Below are 14,233 nucleotides of genomic sequence, written 5' to 3' on the forward strand. Positions count from 1 at the left end.
TCTCCGTGTGGCGTGCGGGCTTCGGCGGGAGCGGGGCGGGGGCGTCGTGGGGCCGCTGGTCGCCATGGGGCTCGTGACCGGCGTACGGCTCGTGGCTGCCGTACGGCGTCCGGTCCTCGTAGCCCCACCGGGTCTCGTGGGCGGGCCGGTAGGGGTCGGTGAAGGGCCGGTCGTACGGCTGGTTGTACGCGACGGTCTCCGCGCTGTGCGGATCGAAGGGGTCGTACGTCTGTGTGTACGCCCCCTCGTACGCCTGCTGGGGGTAGTGCGAGTTGCTCACGCCGACACGCTCCAGGGGTGCAGAGGTCCGGGCCGGCCACGAGGGGCCGACCGGGCCCCCAGAACGTAGCGGAGCCACCGTCACTCTCCAAAGCGACGCGACCACGGAGCGTCGCCGTCGAGCAGGCGTGCGGGCGGGGGCGTCGCGGTCAGCAGCCGAAGGCGCGGGCGGTGTTCGCGGCGAGGGCGCCCGCCAGCGTGTCCTCGTCGACGCCCCGCACGGCGGCCATCGCGCGCACGGTGACAGGGATCAGATACGGCGCGTTGGGCCGCCCCCGGAACGGCGCGGGCGTGAGGAACGGGGCGTCGGTCTCCACCAGGAGCAGTTCCAGCGGCGCCACGGCTAGCGCGTCGCGCAGGTTCTGGGCGTTCTTGAAGGTGACGTTGCCGGCGAAGGACATGAAGTAGCCGTTGCGGGCGCACTCCTCGGCCATCTCGGCGTCCCCGGAGTAGCAGTGGAACACCGTCCGCTCGGGCGCGCCCTCCTCCTTGAGGATGCGCAGCACGTCGGCGTGGGCGTCGCGGTCGTGGATGACGAGGGCTTTGCCGTGCCGCTTGGCCATCTCGATGTGGGCGCGGAAGGAGTGCTCCTGGGCGGCCTTGCCCTCCTCGCCGGTGCGGAAGTGGTCGAGGCCGGTCTCGCCGACGCCCTTGACGTGCGGGAGCGCGGCGAGCCGGTCGATCTCGGCGAGCGCCTCGTCGAGCGCCGCCGCGCCGCCCGCCTCCCGGGCCCCCTGCCGGGACCAACCGTCGGGGTCCCCATGGACGATGCGGGGCGCCTCGTTGGGGTGCAGGGCGACGGCGGCGTGCACGGCGTCGTACCGTGCGGCGGTCTCGGCGGCCCACTGCGAGCCGCGGACGTCGCAGCCGACCTGGACGACGGTCGTCACGCCCACGGACGCCGCCTTCGCGAGGCCCTCCTCGACCGTGCCGGACTGCATGTCCAGGTGGGTGTGGGAGTCGGCGACCGGCACCCGGAGGGGTTCCGGCAGGGGCGGGGCTTCGGCGTTGCTGGGCATGCCCCGATCCTACGGAAGGCGGGGGGCGCGGGGCGCGGGCCGGTCAGCTCGCCCTGCGCTGGAAGGGGTGGAGGAGGTCGGAGAGGTGCCAGTGGTGGTGGCCGTCGGCATTCCCGGCGGCGGCAGGGGCCGCGGGCCCGGACGGCTCGGGCGACACGCGCGGCTCGGGCGCCTCGGACGGGACGGCCGGGACCTCGACGGGGCCGGCCGGCGGGACGAGCCGGGTCGTTCCGCGTGCCGCGGCGCGCACGGACGCCACCTGTCCGGCGCGCATGATGCGCACGACGTGATGGTCGCAGTTCTGGCACACGGGGCGGCGCAGCGGTGAGGGCACGACGTGCCCGTCGGTGACGTAGATGACGTAGTCGTGGCCGTCGGCGTCGGTGTGGTGCTCTATCTCGTACGACTGTTCCCAGCCGTGCCCGCAGCGCATGCAGGCGAACGCGTACGACTCGTGGACGACGGTGGTGGCGCCGGCCCTCAGGCCGGTGTGCTCGGTGATGTCGCTCATGCCGGCTCCTGTTGTGCGCTGGGAGGCGGGGCGCTGGTCGTGTGCGTCCCGTCCTCCAGTGGATGCCTCGGGGCGGCGTGAATGCACCTGTCCTGTCGAGTGTTGGAGCCGATTTGGGCGGCGCTTGCCGAAAAGGCGTCGGAACGCGGTCGGACTTTGCCTTTTCCGGCGGTTTTTTGCCACCGTGTGGGGCGCCCGCTCGAACGGCATGCGCCCTGCTCAGAGGCGGTTTCACGCCGTTGCACGCCCGGACGGGGGCGGACGTGCCGGCCAGGCGGAGGGGGCGGAGCCCGCCGGCCGCTACGGCTGCCCCTTCTCGGCTGTCTTGGCGGCGACGACCGCGTCGAACACCTCCCGCTTGGGCACCCCGGCCTCCACCGCGACCGCGGCGATGGCCTCCTTGCGGTGCTCCCCCGCCTCCTCACGCACCCGTACGCGCCGTACCAGCTCGGCCGCGTCGACGGGCGCCGCCCCGCGCGCCGGTGCGCCCTCCACCACGACCGTGATCTCCCCGCGCACGCCCTGCGCCGCCCATGCGGCCAGCTCGGCGAGCGGACCCCGGCGCACCTCCTCGTAGGTCTTGGTCAGCTCCCGGCACACGGCCGCGCGCCGCTCGGCGCCGAACACCTCGGCCATCGCGGCGAGGGTGTCGTCGAGCCGGTGGGGTGCCTCGAAGTAGACGAGGGTGCGGCGCTCCTCGGCGACCTCGCGCAGCCGGGACAGGCGCTCGCCGGCCTTGCGGGGCAGGAAGCCCTCGAAGCAGAACCGGTCGACGGGCAGCCCGGACACGGCGAGCGCGGTGAGCACGGCGGACGGACCGGGCACGGCGGTGACACGGATGTCCCGCTCGACGGCGGCGGCGACCAGCCGGTAGCCGGGGTCGGACACGGACGGCATGCCGGCGTCGGTGACGAGCAGCACGCGCGCGCCGCCCGCGAGTTCCTCGACCAGCTCGGGTGTGCGGGCGGACTCGTTGCCCTCGAAGTACGACACGACGCGCCCCTTGGGGGTGACGCCCAGCGCCTGGGTCAGCCGCCGCAGCCGCCGCGTGTCCTCGGCGGCGATCACGTCCGCGCCGGTCAGCTCCTCGGCGAGCCGGGGCGGCGCGTCCTGGACGTCGCCGATGGGGGTGCCCGCCAAAACAAGGGTTCCAGTCACGTCACCATCCTCCCAGGGACCGGATCAACCGGTCGCATCCGGACCGGTACCGCCGGGGCACGGGATTCCCACAGTGGACTTCCCTACGATGGCGCGGTGACCAGTACCGCGTCCTCCACGGACACCCGGCAGGGCCAGCAGGCGCCCGACACGCGGCCGACGTGGCCGCTGCGGCTGCGCCGTTACGGATACTCCGCGCAGTCCACGGGCGATGTGCGAGCACGGCTCGTACCGCCGTTCGCGGCTCCCGGTGCGCGCCTGTGGCAGGCGCTGGGTGTCCCGCCGGTGCTCGCCGACCGCGTCGCCCGCTGGTCCGGGTGGGGCGGCCCGCTGCTGGTGACGCTGTTCGCGGGTGTGCTGCGGTTCTGGAACCTGGGCAGCCCGCACGCGGTGATATTCGACGAGACGTACTACGCCAAGGACGCGTGGGCGGTCGTCCACCACGGCTTCGAGGTCAACTGGGACAGGGACGTCAACAAGCTGATCCTCGAATCCGGGGGTCATGTGGCGGTGCCGACGGACGCGGCGTACGTGGTGCATCCGCCGGTCGGCAAGTATGTGATCGGCCTGGGCGAGCTGATCTTCGGGTTCGACCCGTTCGGCTGGCGGTTCATGACGGCGCTGCTCGGCACACTGTCGGTGCTGCTGCTGTGCCGGATCGGGCGCCGCCTGTTCCGCTCGACGTTCCTGGGCTGCCTGGCGGGCGCGCTGATGGCGGTGGACGGTCTGCACTTCGTGATGAGCCGCACCTCGCTGCTCGACGGGGTGCTGATGTTCTTCGTACTGGCCGCGTTCGGCTGTCTGGTCGTCGACCGGGACCGGGCGCGGGAGCGGCTGGCGGCGGCGCTGCCGGCGGACGAGGACGGCCGGGTGCGCCCGGACGCGAAGATCGCGGACAGGCTGTCGCTGGGGTGGCGGCCGTGGCGGTGGCTGGCGGGCCTGATGCTGGGCCTGGCGATCGGCACGAAGTGGAACGGCCTGTACGTGCTGGTCGCGTTCTGCGTGATGACGGTGCTGTGGGATGTGTCGGCGCGCCGGGTGGCGGGCGCGAGCCGCCCGTACGCGGCGGTGCTCAAGCACGATCTGGGGCTGGCGTTCCTGGCGACGGTGCCGGTCGCGCTGGTGACGTATCTGGTGTCGTGGACGGGCTGGATCCTCTCCCCGACGGACGGCACGGGCGGCTACTACCGGGACTGGGCCCTCAAGGACGGGAAGAAGAGCGACTGGTCGTGGCTGTTCCCGGACTGGTGGCGCAGCCTGTGGCACTACGAGCACGAGGTGTACGAGTTCCACGTCAACCTGCACTCGCCGCACACCTACCAGTCCAACCCGTGGAGCTGGATCGTCCTGGGCCGCCCGGTGTCCTACTTCTACGAGTCCCCGGCACCCGGCTCGGACGGCTGCCCGGCGGACGCGGGCGAGAAGTGCGCGCGGGAGGTCCTGGCGCTGGGCACACCGATGCTGTGGTGGGCGGCGTGCGCGGCGATCGCGTACGTGCTGTGGCGCTGGTTCTTCCGCCGCGACTGGCGCGCGGGCGCGATCGCCTGCGGCATCGCGGCGGGCTATCTGCCGTGGTTCCTGTACCAGGAGCGGACGATCTTCCTCTTCTACGCGGTGGTCTTCGTACCGTTCCTGTGCCTGGCGGTGGCCATGCTCGTCGGCGCCCTGATCGGCCCCCCGGGCACAGGCGACACCCGCCGAGCGGCGGGCGCGACCGGCGCGGGCGTCCTGGTGCTGCTGATCGCCTGGAACTTCATCTACTTCTGGCCGCTGTACACCGGCACGGCCATCCCCATCGACGACTGGCGGTCGCGGATGTGGCTGGACACGTGGGTGTAGCTGCGTAGACGCGCCGACGACCACGACGGCGCCTCGCCCGCCGTCGTGGTCGTCATTGGTCGTCAGTGGCCGACACCGGTCCCTCTCGGACGGCCCCAGGACGGCCCGGCCCCTACGCCAAAACACCAGATCGGCGGCCCGCGGCTCGTGCTCGGGCCGTTCCGCATTCAAGGGCCGGAAGTCCGGCCCATCGACCGTCCGGAGGAATCGTGTCCCTCTGCCGCTACGCTGGTACGCACCACCTCAGAACGGAGAGTGCTCTGCGGATGGGACCGAAGACGACCAAGGTCTACGAGACGCTGCGCCAGCGGCTGGCCGACGGTGTGTACGGCGGCCCTGGCGACAAGCTCCCCTCTGAACGCGCGCTGACCGAGGAACTGGACATCGGCCGGACGGCGCTGCGGCAGGTGCTCGCCCGTCTCGTGGCCGAGGGCGCCCTGGAGGTCCGGGGACGCAGCTCATACCGCGTGCCGGGCGCAGTGAGCGTGAAGACGCCGGACGGGCTGGAGCCATGGCGCATCCACGGCGAGCGTGACCTTTACGACAACCGCTGGGTGAAGCTTCAGCTCTGGGATGTCGAGCCGCCCGGCGTGAAGCGGTTCGAGCACCACGTGGTCAGGCTTCACCACGTCGCCGTCACGGCCGTGGTCGACGATCAGGACCGTGTGCTCATGCTGTGGCGCTACCGGTTCGTGCCGCAGCGCTTCGGCTGGGAGCTGCCGGGCGGCATCGTCGACGAGGGCGAGGAGCCGGCGGATACCGCGCTGCGGGAAGTCGTCGAGGAGACCGGGTGGCGGCCGAAGAACCTTGAACACGTCGTCAGCTACCAACCCATGGTCGGGATGGTCGACTCACCCCACGAAATCTTCGTGGCTCACGGAGCTGAGAAAGTCGGTGAGCCGACTGACCTGGAAGAGTCCGGACACATCGAATGGGTGCCTCTCGCCGATGTGCCCGGACTCATGGCCCGTGGTGAGCTACTGGGCTCCGGCACCTTGGTCGCACTGCTCCACATCCTCGCGTCCAGGGCCAGGCCGAGCGTCACAACCGCTCACTGAGCCTGTCGACGCGACGGCGCTGCCGCACCGAACCGGTGCGGTTCGCCAGCAGCCGCGCCTGCCGGAGATGCGTGTTCGCGTCGTCGTACTCGGCACGTGCGAGATGCGCCTGTGCCAGGTCGGCATGGAGCCCGGCACGCGCACGTACGAACGTCGGGTCCATCACTTCGAGGGCCCCGTAGAGGCTCGTCACGGCGGCATCGTCGCCGAGCAGGCCGAGCACGTTGCCCCGCCACCGGGCGAGATGGGCACCGTTCAGGAAGATGCTGAGCATGTCCGGGTCTCGGTCCTCCGGGCCTTCGGGGATCGCGCCCACGGCCGCGTCCAACGCCCGCTTGCAGTCGTCGACCAACCCGGCGTGTGCGCACAGCTCCGCTTCGGCCGCGTGCAGCCATGCCCACAGCCGTGGTGACCCGGACCGGCCGAGGGTGCGCTGAGCGTCCCGGACAAGTTCGACGGCGAGCGCCGGCCGTCCGGCATCGCTGAGTACGTACGCCTGCTCACCCATCGCGTGAGCCAGGTACATCGGCGCTTCCGCATCGCGAGCCGCGCGCTTCGCAAGTTCGTAGTGTCGCCATGCTCGTTCGATGGCGCCGGAGTCGATCGCCTGCCAGGCGGCGAGGGTTGACGCGCCTGCGAGCGCGAGCGCCACAGGCCGCCGTGCGGCGGGCAACACGGCAAAGTTGAGGGCATCTTCAAGTGCGGCGAGGTGCCCGGTCATTTGGTCCACCAACCCGGCGGCGCCCATCTGCCGGTCCATCGTGCGCAGTAATTCCGTCTGATCGTTGAACGCCTTCACCATGGACGCGCTGACACTGCTGGCGGAATCGATCCGGCTGAGCAGATCGCCGTATCCGTCGGCCGTCGCCGGCGCGGCTTCCTCGCGGACGCCTCGCAGCTCGAAGTCCGTGACCCCCAGGAGTTTGCGCAGGATCGCTGCGTAGCGATCCGAGATGGCGCGTCGACCGTTCTCCCACTCGGAGACGTACACCCGCAGGCTCGCAGTCGAGGCGACATCAGTGAGGCTCCGTCGGGCGTACTGCTCGATCTCGCGGATGAGTCGTTCCTGCGACCAACCGCGCGCCTTCCGCGCACTCCGTAGTCCTGATCCATCGCTCACAAAGCACCCCGCTCGGCATTCGTCCGATCGCCGCTACCTCATGGTGCCTCACATCGCCCCAGGTCAAAAGGGGTTAACAGCAACCCTAACCCGGCCTTTGTGAAGGCCGGTTGGCTGCCGCAGACCCCCTCCGCAGCGGTTCTCTGGAGGTGCACCGCGAGGGGCGATCGCCACCTAATCCGACGAACCGCCTTGACCCTGGTGCGCACCAGATGCACTCTACTGGTGCGCACCAGATAGCCGGGCTCGCTCCGGTTCACGGTGCGCGCACGACAACGGGAGCCGCACCTCAGCGGCTTCAAGGGGCCCGGGACAGAGCGGGCCGAGGGCGCACCCGACCCTTTGCACTCGGGAGGGCTCAGGCCGAAAGGCCATGTCTCCATACGCCTGAAACAGGAGCTCGTGTTCCTGAAGGAGACCTGTTCGCGTCCGCTCCCCCAGAGGAGGCGCCGTGCACAGCAAACGAAGACATCGGGTGCCGCCGTGGACGACCGGCCGGCGGCACCAGAACCCCACCCCCGCGCCGTGAGCGGAGCGCAAGCACCCACGGCCGAACCGGTCGAACCCTCCTGCCATCGCAGCGGCCAGCGCTGCGGCCGGTTGCCTCCCCCCTCCCGTCCGGGCCGCGTCTCGCGGCGCCGTACGGGAGGGGCAGAGGGGAGCCGGAAATCCGTTCCGACTCTTCCGGGCCGCCGTCGCGGCCCGGCCTTCGCCTCGCCGGAGTGGTCGCCTCTCGCCAAAAGACCGCGACCACTCCGGCCCCTTCGCATCTGGAGACCTCGCCATGCGTACGTACGTCGGCGGTCATCAGGCCGTCTCCGTGAACGACTTCGTCGAACTGGCCCTGGGCACACCGCCTGAGTTGTGGCTCGGGGTGGAGGGCGAGAGCGAGGAAGAGCGCGCGGCCCGGCTGGACGCCGCGCGCGACATCCTCGCGGACAACCCCGGTCTGCCGGACGACGTGACCCGCGTCGTTGCCGAGGTGATCGAGGCGCACGCCCCGGAGCTGTTCAACGTCGTCCCGCTGGTTCGCCCGGTCGGGCGCCGTCGGCCGTCCCGGAAGGGAGCGGCGGCATGACCGGCACCGACCGTTGCCCGGCCGCTCACCCCGATGACCCGACGCCGTGCGAGGGCCCGGCGGTCGTGACCGTGCTGGACGCCCACGACGCCGGGGCGGACGGCTGCGAGCACCACGCCGCGCGGCTGCTGGCCTCGCTGGAGGGCGGCAGGGTCTACCCTCTGCCCGGCGCCCCGGAGGGCGCCGCGATCCGGGTCTTCACGGCCGCGGACACCCTTCCCCCGTTCGTCTGGTACGAGGACGCGCCGCGCACGCAGCCGAGCCAGCGCAGCCGCGCCGAGAACCGCCGCAAGGGGGTGGCGCAATGACCATCACCGCGACGACAAGGACCAGCGAGCGCCCGGCGGTGCCGCCGCTCACGCGCCCGGAGATGGGCCTTGCCGGGGTCGGCGCTGCTGCCGCGGCCGGGGTCGGCGCGCTCGGTCTGATCTCCTCGTTCGACGCCGTCTCTGCTGCTGCCGCGCGGTGGGGGTTCGGTGAGCCGTGGATGCTGCCGGTCGGTATCGACGTGGCCATTCCGGTGTTCACCGTGGCCAACCTGCTGTTGATCCGGCTGGACATGGCGCTTGTGTGGGTGCGGTTCGTTCCCTGGGCGCTGACCCTGGTCACCTGCGGGCTGAACGTCGCCGCCGGCCACGCGCTGTGGGCCAAGGTCGCGCACGGCACGATGCCGCTGCTGTGGGTGGTGTTTTCCGAGATCGGTGCGCACGTCTACGCCGTACGCATCGGTGCGGCGACGGGTCGCCGCATGGAGAAGATCCGGTTCTCCCGCTGGCTGCTGGCCCCGCTGTCGACGTTCGCTCTGTGGCGTCGGATGACGCTGTGGGAGGTCACCTCCTACTCGGATGCGCTCGCGTTGGAGCGGGAGCGGCTGTTGGCCCGCGCGGACCTGCGCGAGCGCTACGGCCGCAGCTGGCGCAGGAAGACACCACGGCGCGAACGCGTCCTGCTGCGCCTGGGCGAACTGGCCCCCGCCGCCGTGAACGTCGCCGACGCCACGGAGCCTGCACCGGTCGCGCGGGAGCCGAAGCGCGTGACGCCCAAGCCACCGCGCAAGCGGCCCGCCAGGAGCAAGGCCAAGCCCGCGCCACGCTCCGTGGCCGACCTGCTAGCCGAGGCGCGCACGGTCACGGCCGAATGGCCGGATGACGCGGTCAACGCCGAGGCCCTGCGCAAGGCCCTGCACTGCGGCTCCGGCCCCGCGCGGCAGGTGCGTGACGCGCTGCTCGCCGAGCGGGCCGACGGCCGCACCCTGCGCCCCGTCGAGGTGCCCGCAGCCGACGCCGAGCCGGGCGAGGTCGGCAGTGAGGGGGCGGCGGCATGAACACCCTGTTCACAGTCCTGCTGTCCGCATTACCTCTGGCCGCCGGGTGGGCGGTGCACGTGCGCTGGCTCACCCGCTGCCTGCACACCGCCCGCCGCGACCCGCTCACCGGGCTGCACACCCGCGACGGGTTCACCCGCCGCGCCACGGCCCTGTTGAAGGACCCTCGCGCGGTCGTCGTGCTGGCCGACGTCGACAAGTTCAAGCAGATCAACGACACCCACGGGCACGCGGCCGGAGACGCCCTGCTGAAGGCGACCGCCGACCGCCTCGCCCACCACGTCGGCCGTACGGGGGTCGCCGGACGGCTCGGGGGCGATGAGTTCGCCGCCGTCCTGATCGATGACCACGGCACCGCTGCCGACATGCTCGCCGTGCTGCATGGCGTGCTGGCCCGCCCGGTCGAGGGACAGGACCCGGCCGTCCGCACCACCGTGAGCCTCGGGTGGGTGCGCGCGGCGGACTTCCCCGGCGATGACCTGTCCGCGCTGCTGCGGCGGGCGGATGAGGCGATGTACGCCGCGAAGCAGGCCCGCACGGGTACCCGCCGGGCCGGTCTGGGACGGCTGTTCGTCACCCTCGCCGGACGCCGCGCCGGCCGTACCGGTGCCCGCACGGACGCGCCCGTGGTGGGGGTGGCGGCATGAAGTCGCAGCCGCTCGCCGCAGTCGACGTCTGGCGCCCGGTGATGGAGGCGGCGGGCTACCGCTGCCAGTGCACGGGGAGTTGCGGCAACGAGCACGCCAAAACCGGTGGCCGATGCCCGCGCGAGCACGACGCCTACACCAGCAAGCACGGCCATCTCATCCGCTTGATGGCCGCGCCCGCCGACCCGCTCACCCCGCAAGCCAAGGCGGTCGCGTTGCCGGTGGGCGAGCTGCGGGCCTGGTGCCCGGAGTGCCACACCGCCGCCGCCCGACGCGCCCACAGCACGGGACCGGCCGACGACGCGCCCGCCCTGTTCGATCTCTGACCCGGAAGGAGTGCAGGCGTGAGCCTGACGTTCACCGATCTGTTCTGCGGCGCGGGCGGCTCGTCCACCGGACTGGTCGCCGCCGGACTGGAGCTTCGGCTGGCCGCGAATCACTGGCAGCGCGCCGTGGAGACCCACGCGGCCAACCACCCGGACGCGGACCACCTGTGCGCGGACATCAACAACTACGACATGCGGCGCCTGCCCAGGACGGACATCCTGTGGGCCTCGCCGATCTGCACGGAGATCTCCCCGGCCGGCGGCAAGCGCCGCACGCACGGGCAGCTCGCCTTCGAGCTGGAGGAGTACGGGCGGGTGGAGGACGCGGGGTGGGAGCGCACCAGGGCGACCGCCTACGACGTCATCCGTGCCACCGAGGTGCACCGCTACAAGGCGGTGCTGTGCGAGAACGTGCTGGAGTTCGCCGTCGACTGGGAGCTGTTCGACTGGTGGCGCAAGGGCATGGAAACTCTCGGCTATCGCTCCCAGATCGTCTCCGTCTCCTCCGCTCACATCGGCGATGCCGCCAACCCGCCCGCCCCGCAGTGGCGTGACCGCATCTACATCGTCTTCACCCGCCACGACGTCCCCGTCCCGGACCTGAAGCCCTCGCCGCTCGCCTGGTGCCCGGAGTGCGGCGAGGACGTCCACGCGGTGCAGACGTGGCGCAACGGCCGCCGGGTGGGCAAGTACAGGCAGCAGTACGACTACCGCTGCCCCAACAGCCGGTGCCGCCACGCGATCGTGGAGCCGTACGTGCGCCCGGCCGCGAGCATCATCGACTGGTCCAATCTCGGGGTGCGCATCGGCGACCGGCCCGCACACGGGCTGCGCCCCCTGGCCGCCAACACCGTCAAGCGCATCCGCGCCGGCCTGGACCTGCTCGGCAGTCGGCGCATGGTGCTCACCGTCAACCACAGCGGACACGACGGCCGGGCCGTCCCCGCCGACACCGCGCCGCTCGCCGCCCGCACCGTCAAGATCGGGGATGCGGTGCTGGTGCCGACCGGCGGCACGTGGAACACGCAGCCGACCCACGCGAGTGAGCCGATGCGTACCCGGCTGGCCAACCCCAAGGGGTTCGAGGCGCTGCTGGCCCCGCCGCAGGCGGACGACTCGTTCATCGTCACCCTGCGCCGCAACGCGACCGCCCGGCCGGTCGCCGAGCCGGTCGACACCGTGACCGGGCAGGGACGGCATCACTGGTTGGTCATCCCGTACCGCAACGCCGCGACCAAGTCGGCCGGCGAGCCGCTCCACACGCTCGGCACAAAGGACTCCGCCGGTCTGCTCGGTCCCGCACCGGAGCTGGAGGACTGCCACTACCGGATGATCCAGCCGCGCGAACAGCTCCTCGCGCAGCGCTTCCCGGCGGACTACGTCGTCCACGGCAACAAGGGCGAGCAGACCATGCAGGCCGGGAACGCGGTGTCCTGCAACGTCGCCCAGTGGATCGGCGACCGCGTCGCCGCCGCCCTCGCCCGCACCGCCGCCCACGCCGCCTGACGCACACAAGGCACGCACTCCGCGTGCCCTCCTCCGGCCCGTGTGGGCCGACTCTTCTGCCACGGGCCCGGCCGCCCACCTCTCACAGCGTCGGCCGGGCCCGCTCTCCCTCACACCCGAAAGCGGAAGGACTCTCAGTGAAGCACCCCGATGACGACGAACTGTTCAACCGACTCGAAGCGGAGATGGCCGCCGACTCCGGCGGTGAGGTGGTCGACCTCGTCAAGGCGCGGTCGGCCCGCTCCGGGTCGGCCGACCCGGCGGTTCGACCGGGCGTCGACCGGTCGGTCGACTCCCGCCCCGGCGAGTCGGGCACGGAGTCGGCCGACCCGACCACGGCCGTAATGGTCGATTCGCCGACCGAGCAGGCGGCCGGTCCGGGCTATCTCGGTCGGCTCGCCGCGGCTCAACGCCGCCCGGTGCTGCCGGTGTGGCTTCGCTCGCTCGCGGAGCTGCGTACGGCGTCGGCGTGGGTGGCCCGCCACTACCTGCATGTCACCGGCTATCACGCGCTGCGTGCCCCGGTCTACGCCGCCCGCCTGGCGCTTCAGGCCCCGACCGGTGCGGCCCGGTTCGTCGGCGGCACGATGCGGTGGGTGGCCGACCGCGAGGGCGAACCGGTCCGCCTGGCTGCCGTGCGCCGTGAGGACGCCGCGGAGTACCTGAAGCTGTCGCGGCAGCGTGACGGCCGGGTACGGCTGCGCACCCTGGTCACCGTGCTGGGGTTGTTCGTCGGGTTCGGTCTGGCCCTGGCCATTTACGTGCTCGCCCCCGACTGGCTTCAGGCCCTGTCGGTGTCGGCGGTGGTCATGGCGCTGGGCGCGGCCGGCCGCAAGCCGGACGCCCCGGTCGTGCACCGCGCGGTGGAGCTGCCCAAGGCGACCAAGCTCACCTCGGACATCGTCCTGCGGGCGCTCGGCTCGCTCGGGATCTCCGCCATCACCCAGGCGCAGGCCAAGGGACGGGACGGATTCGAGTTCACCGCGCCGATCACGCGCGACGGCCCCGGTTGGCGGGCCGAGGGCAACCTCCCCTTCGGCGTCACCGTCACCGACGTCATCGAGCGCCGCGAACGCCTCGCCTCGGGTCTGCGCCGCCCGCTCGGGTGCGTGTGGCCGGAGGCGGTGAGCGAGGAGCACACCGGGCATCTCGTGCTGTGGGTGGGCGACCAGGACCTGACCAAGGCGAAGAAGCCGCAGTGGCCGCTGGCCAAGGCGGGTTTCGTCGACCTGTTCAAGCCCGTCGCCTACGGCACCGACCAGCGCGGACGCTGGGTGGAAGTGACGCTGATGTACATCGCGGGTGTCATCGGCGCCATCCCCCGCATGGGCAAGACATTCCTGCTGCGTCTGCTGCTGCTCATCGCCGCGCTCGACCCGCGCGCGGAGCTGCACACCTACGACATGAAGGGCACCGGCGACCTGGACCCGGTCGGCAACGCCGTCTCCCACCGGCACGCCGCTGGCGACGATGACGAATCCATCGCCTACGCGCTCGCCGACTTCCGCGCGCTGCGCGAGGAACTGCGCCGCCGTACGAAGGTGATCCGGTCGCTGCCCAGGGACATCTGCCCCGAGTCCAAGGTGACCAGCCAGCTGGCGGACAGGCGGTCGCTGGGGCTGCACCCGATCGTGGTCGGGGTCGACGAGTGCCAGGTGCTGTTCGAGCATCCCGAGCACGGCAAGGAGTTCGAGGAGATCGCCACCGACCTGGTCAAGCGCGGACCCGCGACCGGCATCGTGCTGCTGCTGGCCACCCAACGGCCGGACGCGAAGTCGCTGCCCACCGGGATCAGCGCGAACGCATCTGCCCGCTGGTGCCTGAAGGTGATGGGGCAGACGGAGAACGACATGGTGCTGGGCACCTCCGCCTACAAGCGGGGCGTGCGGGCGACCATGTTCGCCTGGGGTGACAAGGGCATCCACTACTTCGTCGGCGAGGGCGCCGACGCCCGTATCGTCGCCTCCGTCTACGTCGACGCCCCCAGCGCCGAAACCATCGCCGCTCGCGCCCGCAAGGCCCGCGAGACGGCCGGGCGCCTCTCCGGCCACGCCCTCGGTGAGGCACCCGAGCAGGTCACGGGTCCCGCCTATGACCTGCTGGCCGACATCCTCGCCGTCGTCCCCGCCGACGAGGCCAAGGTGTGGTCCGAAACCGTCGTGGCTCGGCTCGCCGAGCTGCGGCCGGAGGTCTACGCCGGATGGGACCCCGACGCGCTCGCCGCCGCGCTCAAGCCGCACGGCGTCTCCACCATCCAGGTGGGCCGCCGGGTGGACGGCAAGGTCGTCAACCGGCGCGGCATCGACCGCTCCCACATCACCACCGCGATCGCGGAGCGTGACGGAAAGCGGGACGCGGGCTGACCCTT

Annotated in this window: 13 protein-coding genes and 1 pseudogene; 9 read left to right on the forward strand and 5 right to left on the reverse strand. The window is 71.9% G+C overall.

Features of this window, described 5'->3' with window-relative positions; translation table 11 throughout:
• The 4 genes and pseudogenes from MTQ10_RS07515 to rsmI all read right to left on the reverse strand — a co-directional run.
• Positions 1 to 280: pseudogene (locus tag MTQ10_RS07515) on the reverse strand (hypothetical protein); the annotation flags it as partial.
• 148 nt (positions 281 to 428) lie between these two features.
• Positions 429 to 1,298: a TatD family hydrolase gene (locus tag MTQ10_RS07520; protein ID WP_247463565.1), complete on the reverse strand. Its 870-nt coding sequence runs from the start codon at positions 1,296 to 1,298 to the stop codon at positions 429 to 431.
• A 43-nt stretch (positions 1,299 to 1,341) separates the two neighbouring features.
• Positions 1,342 to 1,809: a hypothetical protein gene (locus tag MTQ10_RS07525; RefSeq protein ID WP_247463569.1), complete on the reverse strand. Its 468-nt coding sequence runs from the start codon at positions 1,807 to 1,809 to the stop codon at positions 1,342 to 1,344.
• Between the two features lie 300 nt (positions 1,810 to 2,109).
• On the reverse strand, positions 2,110 to 2,967 hold the full coding sequence (rsmI, locus tag MTQ10_RS07530) for a 16S rRNA (cytidine(1402)-2'-O)-methyltransferase (RefSeq protein ID WP_247463572.1): 858 nt from the start codon (positions 2,965 to 2,967) through the stop codon (positions 2,110 to 2,112).
• A 96-nt stretch (positions 2,968 to 3,063) separates the two neighbouring features.
• Here rsmI and MTQ10_RS07535 point away from each other — a divergent pair, with 96 nt between their 5' ends.
• Both MTQ10_RS07535 and MTQ10_RS07540 read left to right on the forward strand, forming a co-directional pair.
• Positions 3,064 to 4,806: a dolichyl-phosphate-mannose--protein mannosyltransferase gene (locus tag MTQ10_RS07535; protein WP_247463575.1), complete on the forward strand. Its 1,743-nt coding sequence runs from the start codon at positions 3,064 to 3,066 to the stop codon at positions 4,804 to 4,806.
• A 266-nt stretch (positions 4,807 to 5,072) separates the two neighbouring features.
• Complete coding sequence (locus tag MTQ10_RS07540) at positions 5,073 to 5,864, forward strand: NUDIX domain-containing protein (protein ID WP_247463579.1); 792 nt, start codon at positions 5,073 to 5,075, stop codon at positions 5,862 to 5,864.
• On the opposite strand, the gene MTQ10_RS07545 is transcribed toward MTQ10_RS07540, so the two are convergent.
• Entirely contained in the window at positions 5,848 to 6,855 is a 1,008-nt protein-coding gene (locus MTQ10_RS07545; RefSeq protein ID WP_247463582.1) for an XRE family transcriptional regulator, read from the reverse strand. The two genes, MTQ10_RS07540 and MTQ10_RS07545, sit on opposite strands and share 17 nt — an antisense overlap.
• A gap of 913 nt (positions 6,856 to 7,768) precedes the next feature.
• On the opposite strand from MTQ10_RS07545, the gene MTQ10_RS07550 reads away from it, so the two are divergent.
• The 7 genes from MTQ10_RS07550 to MTQ10_RS07580 all read left to right on the forward strand — a co-directional run bounded on the left by MTQ10_RS07550 (position 7,769) and on the right by MTQ10_RS07580 (position 14,228).
• A complete protein-coding gene (locus MTQ10_RS07550) occupies positions 7,769 to 8,062 on the forward strand; it encodes a hypothetical protein (RefSeq protein WP_247463584.1) in 294 nt (97 codons plus the stop codon).
• Positions 8,059 to 8,370 (forward strand): hypothetical protein, encoded by a 312-nt coding sequence (locus tag MTQ10_RS07555; protein WP_247463587.1) that lies wholly within the window; start codon positions 8,059 to 8,061, stop codon positions 8,368 to 8,370. The genes MTQ10_RS07550 and MTQ10_RS07555 overlap by 4 nt, the downstream gene beginning before the upstream one ends.
• Positions 8,367 to 9,386 carry a DUF2637 domain-containing protein gene (locus tag MTQ10_RS07560; RefSeq protein WP_247463590.1) on the forward strand — a complete coding sequence of 340 codons (1,020 nt, stop codon included), beginning with the start codon at positions 8,367 to 8,369 and terminating at the stop codon, positions 9,384 to 9,386. The genes MTQ10_RS07555 and MTQ10_RS07560 overlap by 4 nt, the downstream gene beginning before the upstream one ends.
• Positions 9,383 to 10,033, forward strand: a complete 651-nt coding sequence (locus tag MTQ10_RS07565; protein WP_247463593.1) for a GGDEF domain-containing protein — start codon at positions 9,383 to 9,385, stop codon at positions 10,031 to 10,033. The genes MTQ10_RS07560 and MTQ10_RS07565 overlap by 4 nt, the downstream gene beginning before the upstream one ends.
• Positions 10,030 to 10,359 (forward strand): hypothetical protein, encoded by a 330-nt coding sequence (locus MTQ10_RS07570; RefSeq protein WP_247463596.1) that lies wholly within the window; start codon positions 10,030 to 10,032, stop codon positions 10,357 to 10,359. The genes MTQ10_RS07565 and MTQ10_RS07570 overlap by 4 nt, the downstream gene beginning before the upstream one ends.
• 18 nt (positions 10,360 to 10,377) lie before the next feature.
• Complete coding sequence (locus MTQ10_RS07575) at positions 10,378 to 11,865, forward strand: DNA cytosine methyltransferase (RefSeq protein ID WP_247463598.1); 1,488 nt, start codon at positions 10,378 to 10,380, stop codon at positions 11,863 to 11,865.
• A gap of 137 nt (positions 11,866 to 12,002) precedes the next feature.
• The gene (locus MTQ10_RS07580) at positions 12,003 to 14,228 is read left to right on the forward strand and encodes a cell division protein FtsK (protein ID WP_247463601.1); all 2,226 of its coding nucleotides are present in this window, start codon (positions 12,003 to 12,005) and stop codon (positions 14,226 to 14,228) included.
• The last annotated feature ends 5 nt before the right edge of the window (positions 14,229 to 14,233 follow it).

The sequence above is a fragment of the Streptomyces sp. XM83C genome (assembly GCF_023072675.1).
Lineage (GTDB): Bacteria > Actinomycetota > Actinomycetes > Streptomycetales > Streptomycetaceae > Streptomyces > Streptomyces thermocoprophilus.